Origin of the sequence: Cellulomonas shaoxiangyii (assembly GCF_004798685.1) — a bacterium.
GTDB classification, from domain to species: domain Bacteria; phylum Actinomycetota; class Actinomycetes; order Actinomycetales; family Cellulomonadaceae; genus Cellulomonas; species Cellulomonas shaoxiangyii.
The window spans coordinates 1,306,569-1,329,099 of sequence record NZ_CP039291.1 but is presented as its reverse complement, the minus strand read 5'-3'; the positions used below and the strand labels follow the sequence as shown (position 1 = coordinate 1,329,099).

19 protein-coding genes are annotated in these 22,531 nt (G+C 77.4%); 9 read left to right on the top strand and 10 right to left on the bottom strand.

The features are described 5' to 3' along the window. Window positions 1-12 precede the first annotated feature (12 nt). Window positions 13-1,245 (bottom strand): CpaE/TadZ family protein, encoded by a 1,233-nt coding sequence (locus E5225_RS06015; protein ID WP_166436024.1) that lies wholly within the window; start codon window positions 1,243-1,245, stop codon window positions 13-15. Between the two features lies 1 nt (window position 1,246). Then, window positions 1,247-1,924: a CpaB family protein gene (locus E5225_RS06010; RefSeq protein ID WP_135974610.1), complete on the bottom strand. Its 678-nt coding sequence runs from the start codon at window positions 1,922-1,924 to the stop codon at window positions 1,247-1,249. Window positions 1,925-2,178: 254 nt separating this feature from the next. Here E5225_RS06010 and E5225_RS06005 point away from each other — a divergent pair, with 254 nt between their 5' ends. Next, window positions 2,179-2,406, top strand: a complete 228-nt coding sequence (locus E5225_RS06005) for a helix-turn-helix domain-containing protein (RefSeq protein WP_135974608.1) — start codon at window positions 2,179-2,181, stop codon at window positions 2,404-2,406. 94 nt (window positions 2,407-2,500) lie between these two features. On the opposite strand, the gene E5225_RS06000 is transcribed toward E5225_RS06005, so the two are convergent. Beyond that, window positions 2,501-3,025: a hypothetical protein gene (locus E5225_RS06000; RefSeq protein ID WP_135974606.1), complete on the bottom strand. Its 525-nt coding sequence runs from the start codon at window positions 3,023-3,025 to the stop codon at window positions 2,501-2,503. 145 nt (window positions 3,026-3,170) lie between these two features. On the opposite strand from E5225_RS06000, the gene E5225_RS05995 reads away from it, so the two are divergent. Then, on the top strand, window positions 3,171-4,244 hold the full coding sequence (locus E5225_RS05995) for a LysM peptidoglycan-binding domain-containing protein (RefSeq protein ID WP_136225345.1): 1,074 nt from the start codon (window positions 3,171-3,173) through the stop codon (window positions 4,242-4,244). Next, window positions 4,241-4,891, top strand: a complete 651-nt coding sequence (locus E5225_RS05990) for an Rv3235 family protein (protein WP_135975365.1) — start codon at window positions 4,241-4,243, stop codon at window positions 4,889-4,891. The genes E5225_RS05995 and E5225_RS05990 overlap by 4 nt, the downstream gene beginning before the upstream one ends. 75 nt (window positions 4,892-4,966) lie before the next feature. On the opposite strand, the gene secA is transcribed toward E5225_RS05990, so the two are convergent. From secA to mtrA, 7 genes are all read right to left on the bottom strand, one after another. Beyond that, window positions 4,967-7,807, bottom strand: coding sequence for a preprotein translocase subunit SecA (secA, locus tag E5225_RS05985; RefSeq protein WP_135975364.1), 2,841 nt, complete (start codon window positions 7,805-7,807; stop codon window positions 4,967-4,969). Window positions 7,808-7,962: 155 nt separating this feature from the next. Further along, window positions 7,963-9,324 (bottom strand): winged helix-turn-helix domain-containing protein, encoded by a 1,362-nt coding sequence (locus E5225_RS05980; RefSeq protein WP_135975362.1) that lies wholly within the window; start codon window positions 9,322-9,324, stop codon window positions 7,963-7,965. A gap of 151 nt (window positions 9,325-9,475) precedes the next feature. Then, window positions 9,476-10,126 (bottom strand): ribosome hibernation-promoting factor, HPF/YfiA family, encoded by a 651-nt coding sequence (gene hpf / locus E5225_RS05975; RefSeq protein ID WP_135975361.1) that lies wholly within the window; start codon window positions 10,124-10,126, stop codon window positions 9,476-9,478. Between the two features lie 246 nt (window positions 10,127-10,372). Then, window positions 10,373-11,191, bottom strand: a complete 819-nt coding sequence (locus E5225_RS05970) for a ComF family protein (RefSeq protein ID WP_136225344.1) — start codon at window positions 11,189-11,191, stop codon at window positions 10,373-10,375. A 112-nt stretch (window positions 11,192-11,303) separates the two neighbouring features. Then, window positions 11,304-12,968, bottom strand: a complete 1,665-nt coding sequence (locus tag E5225_RS05965) for an LpqB family beta-propeller domain-containing protein (protein ID WP_135975636.1) — start codon at window positions 12,966-12,968, stop codon at window positions 11,304-11,306. After that, complete coding sequence (gene mtrB / locus E5225_RS05960) at window positions 12,965-14,716, bottom strand: MtrAB system histidine kinase MtrB (protein ID WP_424945158.1); 1,752 nt, start codon at window positions 14,714-14,716, stop codon at window positions 12,965-12,967. Before mtrB ends, E5225_RS05965 begins: the two co-directional genes overlap by 4 nt. A 19-nt stretch (window positions 14,717-14,735) precedes the next feature. Beyond that, window positions 14,736-15,431 (bottom strand): MtrAB system response regulator MtrA, encoded by a 696-nt coding sequence (mtrA, locus tag E5225_RS05955; protein ID WP_135975597.1) that lies wholly within the window; start codon window positions 15,429-15,431, stop codon window positions 14,736-14,738. A gap of 202 nt (window positions 15,432-15,633) precedes the next feature. Between mtrA and E5225_RS05950 the strand changes: the two genes are divergently transcribed. Genes E5225_RS05950 through E5225_RS05925 form a run of 6 tightly spaced genes read left to right on the top strand, consistent with a single transcriptional unit; the run spans window position 15,634 to window position 22,498 of the window. Beyond that, window positions 15,634-16,905: a glycerophosphoryl diester phosphodiesterase membrane domain-containing protein gene (locus tag E5225_RS05950; RefSeq protein WP_136225342.1), complete on the top strand. Its 1,272-nt coding sequence runs from the start codon at window positions 15,634-15,636 to the stop codon at window positions 16,903-16,905. Next, on the top strand, window positions 16,902-17,600 hold the full coding sequence (locus E5225_RS05945) for a DUF4129 domain-containing protein (RefSeq protein WP_244243683.1): 699 nt from the start codon (window positions 16,902-16,904) through the stop codon (window positions 17,598-17,600). Before E5225_RS05950 ends, E5225_RS05945 begins: the two co-directional genes overlap by 4 nt. Beyond that, a complete protein-coding gene (locus tag E5225_RS05940) occupies window positions 17,597-18,811 on the top strand; it encodes a DUF4350 domain-containing protein (RefSeq protein ID WP_135974854.1) in 1,215 nt (404 codons plus the stop codon). Before E5225_RS05945 ends, E5225_RS05940 begins: the two co-directional genes overlap by 4 nt. Further along, the gene (locus E5225_RS05935; RefSeq protein WP_135974856.1) at window positions 18,808-19,956 is read left to right on the top strand and encodes an AAA family ATPase; all 1,149 of its coding nucleotides are present in this window, start codon (window positions 18,808-18,810) and stop codon (window positions 19,954-19,956) included. Before E5225_RS05940 ends, E5225_RS05935 begins: the two co-directional genes overlap by 4 nt. A gap of 3 nt (window positions 19,957-19,959) precedes the next feature. Further along, on the top strand, window positions 19,960-21,276 hold the full coding sequence (locus E5225_RS05930) for a DUF58 domain-containing protein (protein WP_135974858.1): 1,317 nt from the start codon (window positions 19,960-19,962) through the stop codon (window positions 21,274-21,276). 55 nt (window positions 21,277-21,331) lie between these two features. Beyond that, window positions 21,332-22,498 (top strand): winged helix DNA-binding domain-containing protein, encoded by a 1,167-nt coding sequence (locus tag E5225_RS05925; protein WP_135974860.1) that lies wholly within the window; start codon window positions 21,332-21,334, stop codon window positions 22,496-22,498. Window positions 22,499-22,531: the final 33 nt, after the last annotated feature.

Here is a 22,531-nt window from a genome sequence, read left to right as displayed (position 1 = left end):
CGCCCGCCGGCGTCAGGTGACGCTCGCGCGTACGTCCGCGCCCACGGCGACCACGACGTCCGCCGCCAGCGCGGCCAGGCTGCGGCGCGCCGGGGAGCCCGGCGCCACCTCCCGCAGGGCCCGCCCCTCGAGCAGCGCCGCGTCCGCCGCCGCCCGGTCGTCCGGCACGAGGACGACGTCGCGCACCCCGGCGTACCGCGCCAGCGCTCCCGCCACGGCCTCGGCCGGACGCGGGCCCGCCACGGTGGGGCGCAGCCGGTTGACCACGACGCGGCGGGTGGCCGCCAGCCCCCGCTCGGACACCTCGCCGAGGGCACGGACGAGGCGCTGCACCCCGACGGGGTCGGCCGCGCCGACCACGAGCACCAGGTCCGCCTGCTCGAGGGCGGTGAGCGCCGCCGCGTTCCGCACGGGCGCCCGGGTGTCGTAGCTGAGCACCTCGTCCTGCTCGATGCAGAAGCCGGTGTCGACGACCGTCACGTCCGCGAGCCCGCGGGCGACGCGCAGGACCTCCTCGAGCGACGACCCGGGCAGCTCCGGCCACCGGTCCGCGCGCGACACCCCGGTCAGCAGCCGCAGGCGCGGCAGCACCACGGGCGCGAGCCGGGCCAGGGCCGGGAGGTCGAGAGTGCCCTGACCGGCCGCGCGCGCAGCAGCCGCCAGGCCCGGCGACTCGTCCAGGACGCCGAGCACCTGTGCGACCACCCCGCCGTACGTGTCGGCGTCGACCAGCAGCACGTCCTGCCCGAGGTCGGCCAGCTCGGCTGCGAGGTTGACGGCGACGAAGGTGCGGCCCGGCGCACCCGTCGGTCCCCAGACGGCCACCGTGGCACCGGGACGGGCCACGGGCACCGGGTCGGGTGCGACGACCGCCCGCGGCGGGGCGTCGCCGGCGAGCACCCCGAGCGCGTCCCGCACGACCGCGTCGGCGTCGGCGGGCACCTCGACCACGAGGTCGGCGCCGTGCGCGGTGAGCCGCTCCGCGAGCCACGGGCGCGTCGGGTCGCCGAGCCCGACGACGCGGACGCCGCAGCGGTGCAGCACCGCGACCGCCTCCCGGTCCAGGCGGTCGAGGTCCGCCGACACCACGGCGAGGCCCCCGAGGCCCGCCTCGGCCGCCGCGAGGAGCTCCGTGAGATCCGCGCAGCGCCGCGTGACGGAGAGGCGGCCGCCCGAGCCCTCCACCGCCTGCACGATCGCCGACTCCGCGGCGCCCTGCACGGCGCACAGCACTCCGACGCCCACGTCAGCCCCCGCTGCCCGGCACGGGCACGACGTCGACGACGCCGTCTCCCGCGAGCGCGGCGAGGACGGCCGGCAGGTCGTCGACGGGGACGAGCAGGTGCACGCTGCGCGCGCCGCCCGAGCCGAACGCGCCGTCGGGTGCACTCACCTCCGCCACGGTCAGGCCTCCCGCGAGCTGCCGCGGGCCCGCACCCTCGGCCGCCTCGCCCCCGTCCTCGACGGCGTCCGCACCGGCCGGGGTCCACCACACGTCCACCGACGCGCCCGGGACGAGGCCGCGCGAGGCGGGCGCGCTCAGCGGCACGGCCACCGGGCGCACCTCGAGCGCGTCGGCAGCCCCCACGGACGCGACCGGGACCAGCTCGCCGGCGCCGACGGTCCGCAGCACGACGCTGTCCTGGGGCAGCCCGGTGTCGGCGCGCAGGTAGCCGCCGGCGGCCGCGCCGAGCCGCACGTCCGCGACCACCAGGTCACCGGTGCGCAGGGCGTCCCCGGGGGTGAGCGCGTCACGCGCGACCCAGACCGGCACGGTCCGCTGCGCGGTGCCGACCGCCCAGCTGCCGAGCGCGACCGACGCGGCGATCAGCACGAGACCCACGAGCAGGCGCGGGTCGCGCCAGCCGGGGCGGCGCAGCCGCACCGCGGCGGGCGCGGGGAGGTCGAGCACGGTGGTGTCCACGGGGTCTCCACGGTTCGGCGGGACGGGGGTGCGGGCGGGTGGCTCAGGTGCGGGCCAGGCAGCACGGTGGGTGCCCGGTCGGGCGGGGACCGGTCGGGCGAGGACCGGTCGGGACGGGCACCGGCCCTGCTCGGGACGGCGCCCGGGCGCCGCACGAGGCCCGAGTGTGGCGCACCTCCTGGGGGCCGTGACGGCCGCACCGCGACGCCTGTGGACGACGTCGGCGGCGAGGTGCCGCGTGCCAGACTGCCGCCATGGCCCCGCGGTTCCTGACGCTCGCCGACGTGTCCGAGATCCTCAACGTCTCGGCGCCGCAGGCGTACGCGCTGGTGCGCTCGGGCGAGCTGCCCGCGATCCAGATCGGCGGGCGGCTGCAGTGGCGCGTCGAGGCGACCGAGCTGGAGCGGTACATCGAGCGGATGTACGAGCAGACGCGCGCCCGCAACGCCCACGCCGGCTCGCAGGGCGACGCCGGGCACTGACGCCGCTGCCCACCGGCGGGTCCGGCCCGACGTCCGGCACCGGCGGGGGCGCCCGCTCCGACGACCTCCGGCGCGCCCGCGGTCGTGCGGGCGCTCACGACGACACCACCGCGCACAGCGCAGCGAACGGCACGGTCGCGCACCCCGCGCCGGCGGGTTCCGGCAGGAACTCGACGTGGTCGGCGCCCACGCGCTCGACCCGCCCGCCGAACGCCCCGCCCCGTGTGCGCACGGCCACGGACGCACGGTCCCGCGCGAGCGCCCGCAGGACGTGACCCAGGCCGAGCCTGCTCTCGACGCGGCCGGCGGGTGGCGCCACCGCGCCGGGCAGCCCGGTGAGGGTGTCGACGGCCGCCAGCGGGACGAGCGCCCGCCGGTGCGGGGTCACGCCCAGCAGGAGCCAGTCGGCCCCCGCCTCGAGCAGCTCCCCGGCGAGCGGCTCGCCGGCATCGGCGAGGTCGACACGCACGCGGGTGCCGAGGGCGGCCCGCACCCGGTCCAGCAGGCGGACCTGTGCACGCTCGGCGCGGACCAGGTCGGCGACGTCCCACCGCCCCTGCTCGGCCGCACCGGCCGCGAGCTGGCTCTCGAGGTCGGCGAACAGCCGCTCCCACCGCATGCGCGGACGGTAACCGTCCGCGGGTACGCCGCCCCAGCGGCGGCCACAGACCGGACAACTGTGGACAGAGCCGACGCACGTCGATACACCTAGGGCACTCTTCCGACATCAAACGACATCAAACTGCATGATCGTGAGGTCACCGATGATCCGACCGCCCACTCCCCCGCGTCCCGCACCCGGCCGGACGGCGGCGCTCGCTGCCGGCCTCCTGCTCGGAGGCGTCGGGGCCGCGACGGTCGCCGTGCTGCTGGCCGCCCACGCCCTGCCCGCCCTCATGGGCCCGCCCCTGCACCGCGTCGACGCCACCGTGGCGGCCGGCGTGCTGCTGGTCGGCTCGGCCGCGGCGGCGTGGATCGCGGCGAGCGCCGTGCTCGCGGGCGCCTGCGCCGTCGTGCGCGCCGGGGGTCACGTGTGGAGCCGGGGCGAGACCGCCGTGCGCCGGTGGGCGCCCGCCGCCGTGCGGCGCGCGCTCGCCGTCGCCGTGGTCGCGGCCGTCGGCGTCGGCGCGGCGACCGGCGCGCACGCCACCGCACCACCCCACGGCGAGCCCGTCGACGCCGTCACGGCGGCTCGCACCGCGGCGGCGCCCGTCACGGCGGCGCCCGTCACGGCGGCGCCCGTCGCGGTGGCGCCCGTCGCGGCGGACCTCGGGTGGGCACCCACGTCGACCTCGCCGCGCGGCGCATCCTCCGCAGCGCCGTCGTCGGACCCGGCGGGGCCCGCCCCGGGCAACGGCTCCGCCGCGCCGGCGCCCGGTGCGGCCACGGGGACGGCCCCGGATGCCGTGGCCGCTGCGGACGCACCGGCGCCCGCCGGCGGCGTGGCGGGGACCGCGGCGGACGCAGCGCATGCGTCGGCGCCTCCTGCCCCGGCAGCGCCGCCGCACGTCTCGCAGGGACCGGCCGCGGCCTCCTCCACGACCCCGCGGGGCAGCTCGGCGACGACGCCGGCGACGACGCAGGCGACGGCGCCGGGCCCGGCGCCGCACGCAGGAACCCCGCCGGGTGCCCCGGCGACCGTCGTCGTCCAGCCGGGCGACACGCTGTGGGCGATCGCCGCCCGCCACCTCGGCCCGGCGGCCTCCGACGCCGCCGTGGCCGCCGCATGGCCCGCCTGGTACGCCGCCAACGCGGCCGCCGTGGGCCCGGACCCCGACCTCATCCGCCCCGGCCAGGTGCTCGTCGTACCGGCCGACGCCGACGGGAGCACCCGATGACCACGCTGCTGCAGGACGCCACGGGGCCGACCGGCGTGGAGGCCGCGCTGCACCGTCTGCACCCCGTCACCGCGACGCTGACGCCCGTGCCGACGACGCCGGCCGCGGACCCTCACGTCCGCGCGCGCACCGTCGACCCGTTGCCCACTCCGGCGCGGACGCCCCGCCTGCGTCTCGTCCCCGCGGCCGCACCGGCGCCGCGGCTGCGGGCCGAGCGCCCGCTGGGTCCGCCGCCGACGGTCGCCGACCGCGTCCGCCTCGTGGCCAGCGACCGCGCGCTCGTCGCCGAGGCCGCCGACGAGGAGCCGGGGCCGGAGCCGGACGTCGACGCCGGGCGGTTCGCGCACGGCGTGGGGCTCGCGTGCGTGGAGGTCGTCCAGGGACGCCGTCCTGCGGGTCAGCTCGCCCGCTGGCTGGCGCCGGGCGTGCTGCACGCGGTCCAGGAGCGGGCGGCCCTCTCCCGGCGCGCGGGCGTGCCGACGCCCCCGCGGCGGCCCCAGGCACGGCGCGTGCGGGTGTGCGCGATCGACGCGCGCACCGCCGAGGCGTGCCTCGTCGTGGACGACGGCACCCGGGTGCGCGCCGTGGCCCTGCGGCTCGAGGCGCACCGCGGGGGGTGGCGGGTCACGATCCTGGAGATCGGCTGACGCCGACACGCAGCGACGCCCGCCCGCGCACTGTCTGGAGTGCCACGGACGGGCGTCGGCGCGTGCACGCCGCCGTCAGCGCTTGCGCTTGGCGGCCTTGCGCCGATCGGCACGGTTCGCGCCGTCGCCGCCGGAGCCACCGGAGCGCTGCCCGGCGGGGGCGCCGTTGCCGTCACCGCGCGTCACCACGGATCCGTCGCCGTCCACCGACGGCGCCGTGTACTGCAGGGGGGTGCGCTCCGCCGGGCCGTCCAGGCCCTTGGCGACGAGGCGACCCTCCTGCGGGGCCTCGGCGACCGCCTCGGGCCGGCGCGCCGCTGCCGCCGCACCCGCGCTGCCGGCGGCGGCCGCCGCGGACTCGACGCTCACGACCGGGCCGCCCGGCTGACCGGCGGCATCGGTCGCCGCCCCGGCCGGGGCCACCTGCACCTCGAGGTTGAACAGGTACGCGACCGACTCCTCCTTGATGGCGTCGGTCATCGCGTTGAAGAGCTGGAAGCCCTCGCGCTGGTACTCCACCAGGGGGTCGCGCTGCGCCATCGCGCGCAGGCCGATGCCCTCCTTGAGGTAGTCCATCTCGTACAGGTGCTCGCGCCACTTGCGGTCGAGGACCGAGAGGACGACGCGCCGCTCGAGCTGGCGCATGTTGTCCACGCCGAGCTGCTCCTCGCGCTCGGCGTAGGCGTGCTCGGCGTCCGAGAGGACCTCGCGGGTGAGCAGCTCGCTCGACAGGCGGGTCTCGCCGCCCGCGGCCTCCACGACCTCCTCCGGCGTGATCGAGACCGGGTAGACGCCCTTGAGCGCCGTCCACAGGGCGTCGAGGTCCCAGTCCTCCGGGCGCCCCTCGGCGGTCGCCGACGCGATGTAGTCGGTCAGCACGTCCGTGCGGAAGTGGGCGAGCTGCTCCCGCAGGTCCTCACCCTCGAGGACGCGCCGCCGCTGCTCGTAGATCACCTCGCGCTGGCGCGACATGACGTCGTCGTACTTCAGGACGTTCTTGCGGATCTCGAAGTTGCGGGCCTCGACCTGCGACTGCGCGGACTGGATGCCGCGCGTGACGATCTTCGACTCCAGCGGCATGTCCTCGGGGAAGCCGGCGCGGGTCATCATCGACTCCGCGAGGCCGGCGTTGAACAGGCGCATGAGGTCGTCCTGCATCGACAGGTAGAACCGCGACTCGCCGGGGTCCCCCTGCCGGCCGGAGCGGCCGCGCAGCTGGTTGTCGATCCGCCGCGACTCGTGCCGCTCGGTGCCGAGCACGTACAGGCCGCCGAGGTCGGTGACCTCCTCGTGCTCCGCCGCCACGGCTGCCTTCGCCGCGGCGAGGGCGTCGGGCCACGCGGCCTCGTACTCCTCCGCGTTCTCCGCCGGGTCCAGGCCGCGCTCGGCGAGGGCGGCGACCGCCATGAACTCGGCGTTGCCGCCGAGCATGATGTCCGTGCCGCGCCCCGCCATGTTGGTGGCGACCGTGACCGCGCCCTTGCGACCCGCCTGCGCGACGATCGCGGCCTCACGCGCGTGCTGCTTGGCGTTGAGGACCTCGTGCGGGACGCCCTGCTTCTTCAGCTTCGAGGACAGCAGCTCGGACTTCTCGACGCTCGTGGTGCCGACGAGGACGGGCTGGCCCTTGGCGTGGCGCTCGACGATGTCGGCCACCACGGCGTCGAACTTGCCCTCCTCGGCCTTGTAGACGAGGTCCTTCTGGTCGAGGCGGATCATCGGCTGGTTCGTCGGGATCGGCACGACGCCGAGCTTGTACGTGCCCTGGAACTCGGCGGCCTCCGTCTCGGCCGTACCGGTCATGCCGCCGAGCTTCTCGTACAGGCGGAAGTAGTTCTGCAGGGTGATCGTGGCGAGGGTCTGGTTCTCCGCCTTGATCGCCACGCCCTCCTTCGCCTCGATGGCCTGGTGCATGCCCTCGTTGTAGCGACGGCCGGGCAGGATGCGGCCGGTGTGCTCGTCGACGATGAGGACCTCGCCGTTCATCACGACGTAGTCCTTGTCGCGCTTGAACAGCTCCTTGGCCTTGATCGCGTTGTTGAGGAAGCCGATCAGCGGGGTGTTGAGCGACTCGTAGAGGTTGTCGATGCCGAGGTAGTCCTCGACCCGCTCGATGCCCGGCTCGAGCACGCCGACGGTGCGCTTCTTCTCGTCGACCTCGTAGTCGCGCTCCGGCTGCAGGCGGCGCACGACCTTGGCGAACTCCGCGTACCAGCGGTTGGTGTCCCCCGACGCGGGGCCCGAGATGATCAGCGGCGTGCGCGCCTCGTCGATGAGGATCGAGTCGACCTCGTCGACGATCGCGAAGTGGTGGCCACGCTGGACGAGCTCGTCGACGCTCCACGCCATGTTGTCGCGCAGGTAGTCGAAGCCGAACTCGTTGTTCGTGCCGTACGTGATGTCCGCGGCGTACTGCTCGCGGCGCTGCGCCGGCGTCATGTTCGCGAGGATCGTGCCCGTCGTGAGGCCGAGGAAGCGGTAGACGCGGCCCATGAGCTCCGCCTGGTAGCCCGCGAGGTAGTCGTTCACGGTGACGACGTGGACGCCCTTGCCCTCGAGGGCGTTGAGGTAGGCGGGTGCCGTGGCGACCAGGGTCTTGCCCTCACCGGTCTTCATCTCGGCGATGTTGCCCAGGTGCAGCGCGGCGCCGCCCATCAGCTGGACGTCGAAGTGGCGCAGCCCCAGCGTGCGCCGCGACGCCTCACGGACGGCGGCGAACGCCTCCGGCAGGAGGTCGTCCACGGTCTCGCCCTCGGCGAGCCGGGCCTTGAACCGGTCCGTCTCCTCGCGGAGCTCTGCGTCGGACAGGGACGTGAAGCTGTCCTCGAGGGCGTTGACCTGCGCAGCGATGCCGGAGAGCTTCTTGAGGACCCGACCCTCGCCCAGTCGGAGGACCTTCTCGAGGATCGCCGTCACGCATCTCTCCCGACGTGCTGCGCCCCGTCCGCGCACTGCGCCGGGGCGGTCCGTGTCCCGGCCGCTCGGCCGGGCGCGTCCATCGTAGGCGAGTGCGGCCGCGGCGTGGGGCGGGTCGCGTGCGCCGGCGGGGGCACGGGCGGCTCGGCGGCCGGTCAGGCGCCGGGGTCGGCCACCTCCCGCAGCGCGGGCCCGAGCGCGACGGCGAGCCCGCCGGCGGCACCGTCCGCCAGCACGTCGCCCAGGCCGAGCCAGCGCGCGACGGTCCGCAGCTCGGCCGCGAGGGCGCGCGCGACGACGACGTCGTCGCGCAGGTCGCCCCCGACCGGGCCGCCGGGGGCGCGGTGGGCGGCCGCGACCCGCAGCACGCCCGCGGCGCGGTCCGCCTTGAGGTCGACGAGCGCCTCGAGGCGGTCGCCGAGCAGGAACGGGAGCACGTAGTACCCCCACACGCGGCGCTCGGCGGGCACGTAGATCTCGATGCGGTAGCGCAGGCCGAACAGGGCCTCCGTGCGCGACCGCTCCCACACGAGCGGGTCGAACGGGCTGAGCAGGGCGCTGCCCGCCACCCGCCGCGGCACGGTCGAGTCGCGGTGCCGGTACGCGGGCCCACGCCACCCCAGGACCTGCACGGGCACCAGGACGCCCTCCTCGACGAGCTCGTCGACCGCCCGCTGCGCCCGGTCGACGCGGATCCGCCAGTGGTCGGCGAGCGTGCGGACGGTCGCCACGCCGTGGGCGCGGGCCGCCGTCGCCACGAGCCGGCGGGCCGACTCCGCCTCGTCCGCCCGCGGCAGGGCCACGACGGCCGGTGGCAGCACGCGGTCCGCACGGTCGTAGCGGCGCTCGAACTGCGCGTTGCGACCGGCCGACGTGAGCTCGCCGACGTCGAAGAGGTACTCGAGAGCGCGCTTCGCGACCGTCCAGTTCCACCCCCAGTGGTCCGTCGGCCGCGCGTGCCGGGACCCCAGGAGCGCGTGCGCCTCGCGCGCCGTCACGGGGCCGTGCGCGTCGACGAGCGCCCGCACCTCCGCGACCTCGGCCGACCGGTCGATGGGGACGCCGTGGATGTGCACGCCCCGACGCAGCGCCAGGTCGCGCAACCGGTCGTGCTTGAAGGCGAGGTCGCGGAAGGTCGTGGGCGGCACGAACGACGCCTCGTGGGCCCAGGTCTCGACGAGCCGGCGCGGCGCCGCGCCGGCCGCCCGGTCGAGGGCGGTCGGGTCCCACGGGCCGACCCGGGCGTACACCGGCACGAGGTGCGCGCGGGCCAGCACGTTGACCGAGTCGATCTGCAGCAGCCCGAGCCGGTCCACGACCGCCTGGAGGCCGCGCGTGCCGACGGGCCCGGTGCGCCCCGGGCGCGGCCGGTCGAGCCCGGAGGCGCGCAGCGCGGCGCGGCGTACCTGCGCGACGGTGAGCGTCTCGCGCGGCGCGGGGCGCGCGGCGGCGAGGAGGCCCGCGGACGGACGGGCGGGGGTGCGACGGACCTCGGCACCGGTGGGCACAACGTTCATGTCGGCATCCTGCCGCCAGGCGCCGACAACGCCCGCCGGGGCGGGACGGCGCGCGCGGCGGGCGTGGTCACTGCGACGGGGCGGCGGCCGTGTCGGGCCGCCGCCCCGTGCAGCCGCGCGGCGCCCGCCGGTGCGGACGCGCGCGTACCGGTCAGCCGGCGACCTGGTCCGCGGCGGGACCCACGTCACGGACGGGCGCGTCGAGCTTGATCACGCCGTAGCTCCAGCCGCGCCGACGGTAGGCGACCGCCGGCTGCGCCGTCTCGGCGTCGACGAAGAGGTAGAAGTCGTGACCGACCATCTCCATCTCGTAGAGGGCGTCGTCCAGCGTCATGGGCTGCGCGTGGTGGACCTTCTCGCGGATGACGACGGGCGAGTCGCCCAGGGTCGTCTCGAGCACGCCGTCCTCGTCGCGCTGCGGCGCGGGCGCGGGCTCGTCCGGCAGGTCCTCCGGCTCGAGCGGCATGGCGTCGCCCGGGGCGGCCTGACCGTGGTTGCGGTGCGCCTTGCGCCGGTCGCGCGCGCGCCGCAGCCGCTCGATCAGCCTGCCCAGCGCGAGGTCGAGCGCGGCGTACGCGTCGTCGGAGCAGGCCTCGGCGCGGATCACCGGACCCTTGTCCACGACGGTGATCTCCACCCTCTCGCTGCTGTCCGACTGCCTCGGGTTCGGCTCGTGCGACACGATGACGTCGACACGCTGGGCACGCGGGGCCAGCTGCTCGATCTTGGCGAGCTTGTTCTCGAGGTGCGCGCGATACCGCGGGGTCACCTCGGTGTGCCGGCCTGCGACCACGATCTCCATGGGGGCCTCCTGGGGAGGTCAGGGGCGGGCTGCGCCCGCCCGGGCGGGACATACGTCTGCGGCCCCGTCAGGGGCACGGGGGCGGCATCACCTCCTCGCCGCGCGCACGTCCTACCTGCGAGGACGGCGCGCTGGGCGTCGTTCCCAGGGCACCACGCTAACGCGCGGAGGGCCTCGGCCGCACGCCGCCGGGGGGGCCAGGTCAAGGCCGGCGCTCGCGTGCGCGCGGCAGCGACCCGCGCCCGGTCAACGCGACCGGCGCGCGCCGTCGGCGGCCGGCACACCCACCGGCGTCGCGGTGCCGGCGGGCGAGCGAGCGGAGGGCGACGGTGTCGCCGCGAGCACGCAGCAGCCGGCCACGTCGGCACCCGCGTCGCGCAGGGTGCGCACGCACGCCGCGAGGGTCGCGCCGGTCGTCAGGACGTCGTCGACGAGGACCACGACCACGCCTCGCACGTCGTGGTGGGCGCGGACGTGCACCCGCCCGGCGACGGCGCGCACCCGGTCGCGCGCGCCGAGACCGGCGAGGTCCGCACCACCGCGGCGGGCCAGCGCGGGCCGCGCGGTCGCGGACCGGCCGCCCGAGCGCAGGCCCGCCGCCACACCGGCCGCGAGCGCGCCGACCGGCGCCCGGCCGCGCCGTCGGCGCGCGGCCGCGGTCGACGGCACGGGGACGACGAGCACCGCCTCCCCGCCGGGCGGCCGCGGCAGCCCCGCGTGCGCGACCTGCCGGCCGGCTGCGGCGACCGCGGCGGCGAACGCCGCGTCGAGGTCCGCCCGCCCGCCGTCCTTCCACGCACCGACCGCCGCCCGGACCGGTCCGGCGTACGGTGCCACCGCCCACACCGGGACGAGGGTGCGGTCGACCAGGTCGAGCCGCGGCGCGTCCTGCTCGCACCGCCGGGCCGGTCCGGCGAGGAGCCCGGCGCACACCGGGCACCACGGCACGTCCTCGCGGCCGCACCCGGCGCACGCGACGGGCACGACGAGCCCGAGCAGGTCGCGGAGCGCGGCACGGGCGGTGCGCAGGGCACTCCTCGACGGGGTCGTGCGGTGGTCGGTCATCGGCACAGCGTGCGCACCGCGCGTGCCGACGCGGGTCACGCACCGGCGGTCCGGGGGACGCCGCGGGTGCCGCCGGGGCTGGGGTCTGCCGACGGCAGGTCGGCCGCGGGCGTCAGCCGGGGAAGGCCGCGCCCGACACGTCCGTCGCGCCCGGCACCGTCACCCACGTGCGCCCGTCGTAGCGCAGCAGCTCACCGTCGGCGGTGACGACGTGCAGGGTCCGCTCGCCGCGCCCGGCCGCGAGCGCGGCCGCGCCGGCGACGACCGGCAGCGGCGTGCTCCGCCCCGAGACGGGCACCAGGTGCGGGACCGTCCCCGCCTCGTCCTCCGCCAGCACCGCGAGCGTCACGTCGTCGACCCACACGACCGCCCCGGTCGGGGCGAGACGCGCACCGGCGCGGACCGGTGCGCCGAGCCGCAGCGGTGCGGCGGACTCGTCCCGCACGACACCCGCGACGTCGAGGCTCACCCCGTCGGGACCGCTGGAGACCACCGCGATGCGCGTGCCGTCCGCCGAGACGCGCAGCGCGTCGACGGTCCGGCCGGCGAGCCAGTCGCCCGTCACGTCGACCGGCGCGGCGCCGGGGCGTGTCGCGACGAGCGGGCCCGCGGTCGAGGTGCGCGCCGTCCACACCCAGCCGTGCCGGTCCACCGACGGCGCCGCGAGAGCCGCGCCCGCCGCGAGCACCTCGCCCGGCTGCCCGGCGGCGGGCACGGTGACGAGCGTGCCCGGGTCCGCGAGCGCCACCCTCAGGTCGCCGCGTCCGCGCGCCAGCCCCTGCGGCGCGGCGCCCTCGACGGCCGCCACGTCGTCCACGGGTGCCGGCTCGGAACCGGTGAGCGAGACGACGCGGCCGCCCGCCAGCACCTCGAGCTCGCCGCCGGTGGCCGTGGGCACGTCGGCCGCACCGCCGTCCAGCACCACGCCGCCGGCGCGGACCTGCACGGACGCGATCCCCAGCGGACGCAAGGACTCCTCGAGCTGGGCGAGCAGGAGCCCGCGGTCGGCCTCCTGCACCACGCCGACCGGCTGCAGGGAGACCTCCGCCACGCCGCCCTCGACGAGCACGGCCTCCGGCTTGAGCTCGACGCCGGCGGGCACCGCGCTCGACACGGCGTCACGCAGCCACGGGGACGGGCCGGCGAGCAGGGCCTTGACCACGGCCGTGGGCAGGTTCCGGTCGCGCTGCGGGAACCAGCGGACCTCGGGGACGAGCATGTCGGCGTCCGGCGTGAGGAACCAGAGCGTCACCGCGCGGTACTGCTGGTCCATGGTGGCGGGCGTGATGATGACGCCGTCGGGCGCGTGCGTGATGCGCCAGTCGCCGTCGCCGTCCTGCACGAGCTCGAACCGCGCGGACTCGCGCGCGGCCGCCGACGTCTCGGCGAACCGGCCGCCGTCGTCGACCTTGCCCACGACGTCGAGCTCCACCGTGACCTGGGTCTCGCTCGTCGCCTCGAACTCGACCGACCGGGCGACCGTCGCACCCGCCGTCGGGTCCCACTCGGAGCGCGCGTCACCGGCCAGGAACTCCCGGGCCACGACGAAGTCGCCGGTGACCTCGGCCGCGCCCGCGAGCAGGAACCCCTCGACGATGTCGGCGGGGCCGGCGTCGGCCTGGGGGCCCTGCGCGAGCACGACGATGCCCTCGGGCTCGTTCACCTGGCCGTCCCCGGCCACCACGGGGCCGGACGTGGGGAGCGCGACGCACCCCGCGAGCGCGGCCGCGCACGCCGCGGCGACGAGCCCGGCCCGCACGCGGCGGGGCGCGCTCACGCGCCGCCGCCGGCTGCCGCGCGGGCGCGCCCGGTCTCGCCGAGCACGTCCGCGCGGGCGGGGTCGCGCAGGTCCGCGACGACCGCGATCTCCCCGGTCATGGCGAGCAGCTCCGGCAGCGCCGCGGGGTCGGTCCGGGACAGCGGGGCGGCACCGGCCGGCCCCGGGGCCTCGTCCGGCACGAGCGGCAGCGGGGAGCCCGTGAGGCGGATGCCGGCGCGGCGCGGAAGGGTCAGGCGGAAGGACGCACCGCGTCCGGGGCGCCCCCACACCTCCAGCCGGCCACCGTGCAGGTGGGCGTCCTCGAGCGAGATCGCCAGGCCCAGGCCGGTGCCGCCCGTGGTGCGGGCGCGCGCCGGGTCGGCGCGCCAGAACCGGTCGAACACGTGCGCCGCCTCCTGCTCCGTCATGCCGACGCCGTGGTCCCGCACGGTCACCGCGACCGCCTGGGAGTCGACCGCGAGGACGACCTCCACGTCGCTGCCGTCCGCGTGCTCGACCGCGTTCACGAGCAGGTTGCGCAGCACGCGCTCGACCCGCCGCGGGTCGATGTCGGCGGTCGCCGGCTCCTCGGTCAGCCGCACGCTGAGCCACGAGCCGCGCCGCTGGGCGAGCGCGGTGGTGTGCTCGACCGCCTGCAGCACCACGTCGCGCACGTCGCGGCGCTCGGCGTCGAGCACGGCGGCACCCGCGTCGAAGCGGCTGATCTCCAGCAGGTCGGCGAGCAGGTCCTCGAAGCGGTCGAGCTGGGTCTGCAGCAGCTCCGCGGACCGCTTGACCGCCGGGTCGAAGTCGCCCCGGGAGGCGTGGATGACCTCGCCGGCCATCCGGATCGTCGTCAGCGGCGTCCGCAGCTCGTGCGACACGTCGGAGACGAACCGGCGCTGCAAGGTCGAGAGCTCCTCCATGCGACGGATCTGGTCCTGCAGGCCCTCCGCCATCTCGTTGAACGAGCGCGCGAGCCGCGCCATCTCGTCGCCGCCGCGGACGGTCATGCGCTCCGACAGGTGCCCGTCGGCGAGCCGCTCCGCGACCTGCGCGGCCTGCTGCACGGGGTGCACCGTGCGGCGCGTGACGAGCCAGGTCATCGCGCCGAGCAGCACGACGAGCGCCGCCGCGGCGAGGGCGAGCGTGCGCAGCAGGAAGTCGAGGCGCTCCTGCTCGGCCTCGAGGCTGTAGAGGAAGAACATCTGGTACGTGCCGACGACCGGGACCGTCACGTCCTGCCCGACGACGATCCCCGGCTGCGCGCGGCCGTCCGCGCTCGGCACCGTCACCGACTGCCACTGCTGCCCGCCGCCGGCCGTGGCCGCCTTGAGCTCGCGGCTGACGAGGTCCACGAGGGAGCGGTCCGTGGCGGTCGCGCCCACCTCGACCGTCGACTGCTGCCCCGGCGCGCGCAGCAGGAACACCTCGCGCTCGCCCGACCCGCCGCTGCGCTGCGCGAGCGTCACGTCGCGCAGCAGCTGCTGGACGTCGGCGCGCGTGGTCGCCGTCGCGGACGAGAACACGTCCTGCGCCTGCTGCGTGCTGCGCGCGCCCTCCTCGAGGACCTGGTCGCGACGGGCGTCGAACAGGCCCGAGCTGATGCGCGCGCCGACGTACACGCCGAGCAGCGCCAGCGCGACGAGCCCGATCGCGAGCGTCGACGTCAGGACGCGCACCTGCAGCGACGAGCGCCACCAGCGCGCCACCGTGCGCACGCGCCGCGCGGCGCGGACGCGGCCGAGCCGCCGCCAGGCGCTCACGCGGACCACGGCACGCACCTCACGTCCCCTGCACGCCCGCCTTGTAGCCGACGCCACGCACGGTCACGACGATCTCGGGACGCTCGGGGTCCGTCTCGATCTTGGACCGCAGCCGCTGCACGTGGACGTTGACGAGCCGGGTGTCGGCGGCGTGGCGGTAGCCCCAGACCTTCTCCAGGAGCACCTCGCGCGTGAACACCTGCCACGGCTTGCGCGCGAGCGCGACGAGGAGGTCGAACTCGAGCGGGGTCAGGGAGATCGGCCGGCCGGCGCGGTCCACGCGGTGCCCCGGGACGTCGATGGTGAGGTCGCCGATCGCCAGGTGCTCCGGTGCCGGCTCGTCGCTGCGGCGCAGGCGCGCCCGGACGCGGGCCACGAGCTCCTTGGGCTTGAACGGCTTGGAGATGTAGTCGTCGGCACCCGACTCGAGGCCGAGCACGACGTCGACGGTGTCGCTCTTCGCGGTGAGCATGACGATCGGCACGCCGGACTCGGCCCGGATGAGCCGGCACACCTCGTTGCCGTCCCGCCCGGGGAGCATGAGGTCGAGCAGGACCAGGTCCGGCTGCGTCTGGCGGAACACGCCGAGCGCCTGGTCGCCGTCCTCGCAGAACACCGGCTCGAAGCCCTCCGAGCGCAGCACGATGCCGATCATCTCCGCCAGGGCTGTGTCGTCGTCGACCACCAGCACGCGTCCCCTCATGGGCGTGATCATCTCACCGTCGGACGCACGTCCGGGGGCACCTGCGGGCAGGCGTGCGGGTGACGTCCCCCGGCGGCGGCCCGGCCACGGCCCCACCACGACCCCGCCGTGCGCGCGGCTCGTCCACGGACGCCTGTGACCTGCCCGGTCGCCGGGCGGCCGCGTGGCACGATGGGCCCCGACCCGCACGACGCACCGAGGAGCCGTGGAGAGCATGACCGCACCGCAGGACGACGGCACGTCCCCGGCGCCCTGGGTCAGCCCCGCGGCGCGTCCCCCGGCCGGCGACTCCGTGCCGCCTCCTCCCCCGGCTCCCGGTGCCGCAGCCCCCGCCCCCTCTGCCCCCGGCGCGGCCGGGCCTGCCGGGGCGGACCCCGCTCCGCCCCCGCCCCCGGGCGCGAGGCCGGCGGGACCGCCGCCCCCGTCCGGCTGGGGGGCGCCGGCGTCGCCCGCGGGCTGGGGTGGGCCCGGCACGGCACCGGGCGCGCCGTGGGGGCAACCGGGCGCACCGGCCGGGCGCGGCCCTGGCGGACCCGTCCCCGCGTGGCGTCCGGCCGCCCTGCAGCCCGGGATCGTCCCGCTGCGCCCGCTGGGGCTCGGCGAGATCCTCGACGGCTCGGTGCGCGCCGTGCGCGCCAACCCGGCGGTCATGTTCGGTCTCGCGGCGCTCGTCGTGACCGTGGCGGTCGCGCTCCAGACGCTCGTGCAGCTCTACCTCGCCGGGCTGGTCGCGGCCGCCATCGGCGACGCGCTCGTCGGTGCGGACGTCACCGGCACCGACGTGGGCGCGATCAGCGAGCTCTTCTCCGTCTCCCTCGCGCAGTCGGCGACGCAGCCCCTCCTGCTGCCGGCGACGAGCGTCCTCACCGGTCTGCTCATCGTGTCCGTGAGCCGGTCGGTGCTGGGACGGCACGTCGCCCTGCGCGAGGTGCTGCGCTCGCCCCGCGTGTGGTGGGTGCTCGGCTTCGCGGTGCTGGTGCTGCTCGTCGAGCTCGTCGTCGTCGCCGCGTGGGTGGGGCTGTCGCTGCTGCTGTTCGCGCAGGAGCAGGAGGCGGCCGCGCTCGTGGTCCTGCTGCTGGGCGGTCTGCTCGTCCTCGTCGCGTTCGTCTGGGTCACCGTCCGCACGCTGCTGGTGCCGCCGGCGCTCATGCTCGAGGGCAAGCCGTTCTGGGCCACCGTCGCGCGGGCGTGGCGCCTGACGCGCGGCAGCTTCTGGCGCCTGCTCGGCACGTACCTGCTGGCCACGATCCTCGTCGCCGTGGTCACGTACCTGTTCCTCGTGCCCGCCTCCCTGCTCGCGGGCGTGCTCGTCGGCACGACGGGGTCCACGGCCGTGACCGTCGTCGTCACCGCCGTCGCGACCATCGTCGGGCTCACCATCTCCACGTCGTTCCTCGCGGCCGTCGTCGCGCTGCTCTACGTCGACGTCCGCATGCGCCGCGAGGGCCTCGACCTCGAGCTGGCGCGCGCCGCGAGCGAGCCGTGAGGCCGCTGGAGGTACCGGTCCGGCCCGATGCGCCGACAGCCCGCCGATGGGTGCTCGAGGAGCTCGCCGACCCCGCCTACAGCCGGGAGGAGTCCCTGCTCGACCGCTTCCTGGCGTGGGTCGCCGAGCAGCTCGAGGGCCTGCAGGGCGTCGGACTGCCGCCGGCGGGTGCGCTCGCCGTCGTCGTCGGGGTGGCCGTGGTGGTCGTGCTCCTCGCGCTGTGGATCGCCGGTCCCGTCCGCGGTGGCCTGACGACGCGTCGGCGTGCGCGCGCCGTCCTCGCGGCGGACGACCGCCGCTCGGCCGACGACCTGCGTGCTGCCGCCGATGCCGCCGCGGCCGCCGGGGACTGGCCCACGGCCGTCGCGGAGCGGTTCCGTGCCGTCGTGCGGTCGCTGGAGGAGCGCGGGGTGCTCGACGAGCGGCCGGGCCGGACCGCGCACGAGGCGGCCGGCCTCGCGGCGCGCAGGCTCCCCGGGGCTGCCGACGTGCTGGCCCGCGGTGGCGACCGGTTCGACGACGTCGTCTACGGCCACCGCAGCGCCACGCCCGACGACGACCGCCTCATGCGGGACCTGGACGACGCGGTCCGCGCCGCCCGCGCGGGCGGCGCAGCGGCCGGCGCGGGCGGCGCCGCGGCCGGCGCGACGGCCGGCGTGCGGGCCGGCGGACGTGCGGGCGGGGACGCCGGATGAGCGCACCCACCACGGGGCCCACGACCGTGCCGCTGCGCCCGGGCGAGGTCCTCGGGGACGGCACGACGGGCCGCACCCGGGCCGCCGGCACGTGGCGACGCGCCCGCCCGTGGCTCGCCGTCGCCGCGGTGCTGCTGGTCGGCGTGCTCGTCCTGCTGCTGCCCGCGCCCCCGTCCAGCACCACGCCCGGGGCACCGGACAACGCCGGCGGCGCCGGCACCCGGGCGCTCGCACAGGTGCTCGAGCGCCGCGGGGTGGAGGTCGAGTACGTCCGCACCACCGCCGAGGCCGAGGCCGCTGCCGCGCGCGGCGGCACCGTCCTCGTCGTCGGTGACGTGTGGCTGCTCGCCGAGCAGGTGGACCGCATCGCCGCGCTCGAGAACGACCTCGTGCTCGTGGACGCCGGGTGGGCGCTGTCCCTCGTGGCGCCGGAGCTGACGGCGGGGGGCGACGTGTCCCCCCGCGGCGTCCGGCAGGCGGCGTGCGACGACCCCGACGCCCGCGCCGCCGGTGCCGTCGTCGCGGGCGGGTCCGTGGAGGACCTCGCCGGTGAGGCGACCGTCTGCTTCCCGCCCGCGGCCGGCGCCGCCGAGGGCGCGTACGTGGTGCTCGAGCAGGAGGGGCGTCGCGTCACCGCGCTGTCCGACCTGACACCGCTCACGAACGACGCGATCGCGCAGGAGGGCAACGCCGCGCTCGCGCTGCGCACCCTCGGCCGGCACGACCACCTGGTCTGGTACCTGCCCAGCCTCGACGACGTCGGCACGGGCGGGACGGACGACGCCGGCGCGTCGCTGACCGACCTCGTGCCGTGGGTGCGGCCCGTCGCGCTCTGGCTCCTGCTCGTGCTCGCCGTCGTCGTCGTGTGGCGCGCCCGCCGGCTCGGGCCGGTCGTCTCCGAGCCGCTGCCCGTCGTGGTCCGCTCCGCGGAGGCCACGCGCGGGCGCGGGCGGCTGTACCGGAGGGGGCGGGCGCACGGGCACGCCGCGGCGGCCCTGCGCGCCGGTACCGCGACCCGGAGCGCGCAGCGTCTGGGCCTGGCCCGGTCCACGCCGGCGCCGGCGCTCGTGGACGCCGTGGCGCGTGCGTCCGGGCGCCCCTCCCGCGACGTGGAGCAGCTGCTGTACGGACCGCCCCCCACCGACGACGCGGGCCTCCAGCGGCTCGCCGACGACCTGCACCACCTGGAGAGCGAGGTTCACCGACCGTGACCGACGAGACGTCCTACCCGCCGGCCGCCGCACCGGGCGGCACCGCCCACACGCCGGCGCCGTCGACCGCGCCGGTGACGCCGGCCCCGGCCCCGGCGCCGGTACCGGCACAGGCGCCGGTGCAGGCACAGGCGCCCGCACCGGCCGGACCCGCCACGCGGTCCGCCGCCCCCGAGCCGACCCTGCTCACCCCGACCGAGGACCTGCGGGCGGCGCTGGCCGCGGTCCGCCGGGAGGTCGGCAAGGCCGTGGTCGGCCAGGACGCCGCGGTCACGGGCCTGATCATCGCCCTGCTGTGCCGCGGCCACGTCCTGCTCGAGGGCGTGCCCGGAGTCGCGAAGACCCTGCTCGTCCGCAGCCTGTCCGGCGCCCTGTCGCTCGGCACCAAGCGCGTGCAGTTCACCCCGGACCTCATGCCCGGCGACGTCACGGGCTCGCTCGTGTACGACGCCCGCACGGCGGAGTTCTCGTTCCGGGAGGGACCGGTGTTCACGCACCTGCTGCTCGCGGACGAGATCAACCGCACGCCCCCGAAGACCCAGGCCTCGCTGCTCGAGGCGATGGAGGAGCGGCAGGTCTCGGTCGACGGCGTGCCGCGCCCGCTGCCCGACCCGTTCGTCGTCGTCGCCACGCAGAACCCGGTCGAGTACGAGGGCACCTACCCGCTGCCCGAGGCGCAGCTGGACCGGTTCCTGCTCAAGCTCACGCTCCCCCTGCCCGAGCGGGCCGACGAGGTCGAGGTGCTCGCGCGGCACGCCGCCGGGTTCGACCCGCGCGACCTCGCTGCGGCCGGCGTGCGCGCCGTGGCCGGTGCCGGCGAGCTGGCCCGCGCGCGTGCGGAGGTCGCGCAGGTGCAGGTCGCGCCGGAGGTGCTCGGGTACGTCGTCGACGTGTGCCGGGCGACGCGCACCTCGCCGTCCCTCGCCCTCGGCGCGTCCCCGCGCGGTGCCACCGCCCTGCTCGCGACGTCCCGCGCGTGGGCGTGGCTCTCCGGCCGCGGCTACGTGACCCCGGACGACGTGCAGGCGCTCGCCCACCCGACGCTGCGGCACCGCGTGCAGCTGCGGCCCGAGGCCGAGATCGAGGGCGTCACGACGGAGTCGGTGCTCGACACCGTGCTCGCCTCCGTCCCCGTCCCCCGCTGACCCGTGGCGCTCACGTCCCGCGCGGTCCTCGTCGCGCTCCTCGGCATCGTGCCGGTCGCGGTGCTGCCCGCCCCCGTCACGGTGCTCGCCTGGGCGGTCGTCGTGGCGGTGCTGTGCGCCGTGGACGTCGCCCTCGCGGCGTCACCGCGCGAGGTCGCGGTGTCCCGCGACGTGCCGCGTGCGGTGCGGCTCGGGCAGGCGACGCGCTCGGCGCTCACGCTGCGTGCCGTCGGCCGACGGCACGTGCGCGCGCTCGTCCGGGACGCGTGGCCGCCGTCCGCGCTGCCCGACGGCGACGCGCCCACGGGGGCACGCACACCGCGCCACCGCGTCGACGTGCCGCCGGGCGAGGCGCGGACCGTCACGACGCCGCTGCAGCCGACGCGGCGGGGCGACCTGCTCGCCGACCGCGTCACGGTGCGCACCGTCGGCCCGCTCGGCCTCGCGGGCCGGCAGGTCTCGCTCCTCGTGCCCGCTCGGCTGCGGGTGCTGCCCGAGTTCGTCTCGCGCCGGCACCTGCCCTCACGCCTCGCGCGGCTGCGCGAGCTCGACGGGCGCGCCGCCGTGCAGGTGCGCGGTGCCGGCACCGAGTTCGACTCCCTGCGTGAGTACGTCGACGGCGACGACGTCCGCTCGATCGACTGGCGCGCGACGGCCCGCCGCCAGGAGGTCGTCGTCCGGACGTGGCGGCCCGAGCGGGACCGGCACGTGCTGCTCGTGCTCGACACGTCCCGCACGAGCGCGGCGCGCGTGCTCGACGCGACCCGCCTCGAGGCGTCGGTCGAGGCGGCGCTGCTGCTCGGTGTGCTCGCCGCGCACGCGGGCGACCGCGTCGAGCTGCTGGCCTACGACCGACGCGTGCGGGCCCGGGTCGCCGACAGCCACCAGAGCCGCGTGCTGCCGGGCCTCGCGGAGGCGCTGGCGGGCGTCCAGCCCGAGCTCGTCGAGACCGACTGGGCGGGCCTCGTGACGCAGGTGCGCTCGAGGCTCAGCCGCCGCGCGCTCGTCGTGCTGCTCACGTCGCTCGACCCGGCCGCGGTCGAGCAGGGGCTGCTCGAGGTCGTCGGTCAGCTCACGCGCCGGCACCAGGTCGTGCTCGCCTCGGTGGCCGACCCGGAGCTGGAGGAGCTGCGCACCGCGCGGCGCACGGTCGAGGAGGTCTTCGACGCGGCCGCCGCGGAGCGCACCGCGCTCGAGCGCGGTGCCGCGGCGCTGCGGCTGCGTCAGCGCGGTGTCGAGGTCGTCGAGGCGCTGCCCGACGACCTGGCGCCCCGCCTCGCGGACACCTACCTGGCGCTCAAGGCCGCCGGCCGGCTCTGACCCCGTCCGCGCCCGCACCCCGGCCGGTGTCGGTGGGCCGCGCTAGCGTCGCGCCGTGGACGCCCCGCTCGACGACCGCGCGCTCAACCGCGCGCTGCTCGCGCGCCAGCACCTCCTGACACGCGCGACCGCGGGCGTCGAGCAGGTGGTCCGCGACGTCGTCGGGCTGCAGGCGCAGAACCCGTGGTCGCCGTTCGTGGGGCTGTGGAGCCGGGTCGCGGGATTCCGCACCGACGCGCTCGACGCGCTGCTGCTCGACCGCCGGGTGGTCCGCATCGCCGTCATGCGCTCGACCGTCCACCTCGTGACCGCGGCGGACGCGGCGGTGCTCGCGAACCTGCTGCGGCCCGTGCTGCACCGCGAGCTGCGGAGCAACCCGCAGCGCCGTACGGCTGCCGACGCGGTCGACCTGGACCTGCTCGCCCGGTCGGCCGCCGCGCACGTCGGCGCCCGGCCGCAGCCGACGACGCGCCTCGGGGCGCACCTCGCCACGACGTGGCCGGACGTCGACCCGAAGGACCTCGCGGCGTTCGCGCGCGCGCTCCTGCCGCTCGTCCAGGTGCCGCCGCGCGGGCTCTGGCGGGGGTCCGCCGCTCCGACGCTGACGACGCTCGACGTCTGGGCCCCGGGCGCGGTCGCCGCCGCCGGGGACCTCGCGGACCCGGCCGTCCGCCGGCGGGCGGAGGAGGACGTGGTGCTGAGGTACCTGGGCGCCTACGGGCCGGCGTCGGTCGCCGACGTGCAGACGTGGTCGGGGCTGCGAGGGCTCCGAGCGGTCGTCGACCGCGTCCGTGACCGGCTGGTCGAGCTGCCCGTCGCCCCGTCGGCCGCGTCGGGGCGCGCCCGCACCCTGCTGGACCTGCCCGGTGCCCCGCGGCCCGACCCCGAGCACCCCGCGCCGGTGCGCTACCTCGCGGACTACGACGACGTGTGGCTCGCGCACGCGCGGCGGGAGCGCATCATCGACGACGTGCACCGCCGCCGGCTGCAGACCCCGAACGGGCGCAGCCCGGCCGCCGTCCTCGTCGACGGGCGCGTGCGCGCCACGTGGGCCGTCGACCGCGCGAGGACCGGCGACCGTGCCCGCGCGACGCTCGACGTCACGCCGCTGGAGCCACTGACGACGCGGGAGCGGCGCGGCGTGCTCGAGGAGGGTGAGGCGTTCGTGCGCTTCGTCGCCGACGACGCGGCCGAGCACGCGGTGCGCCTGGCCACCGGGTGACGCGCCGCCCGCAGCCGGCGCAGGGCCGGGACG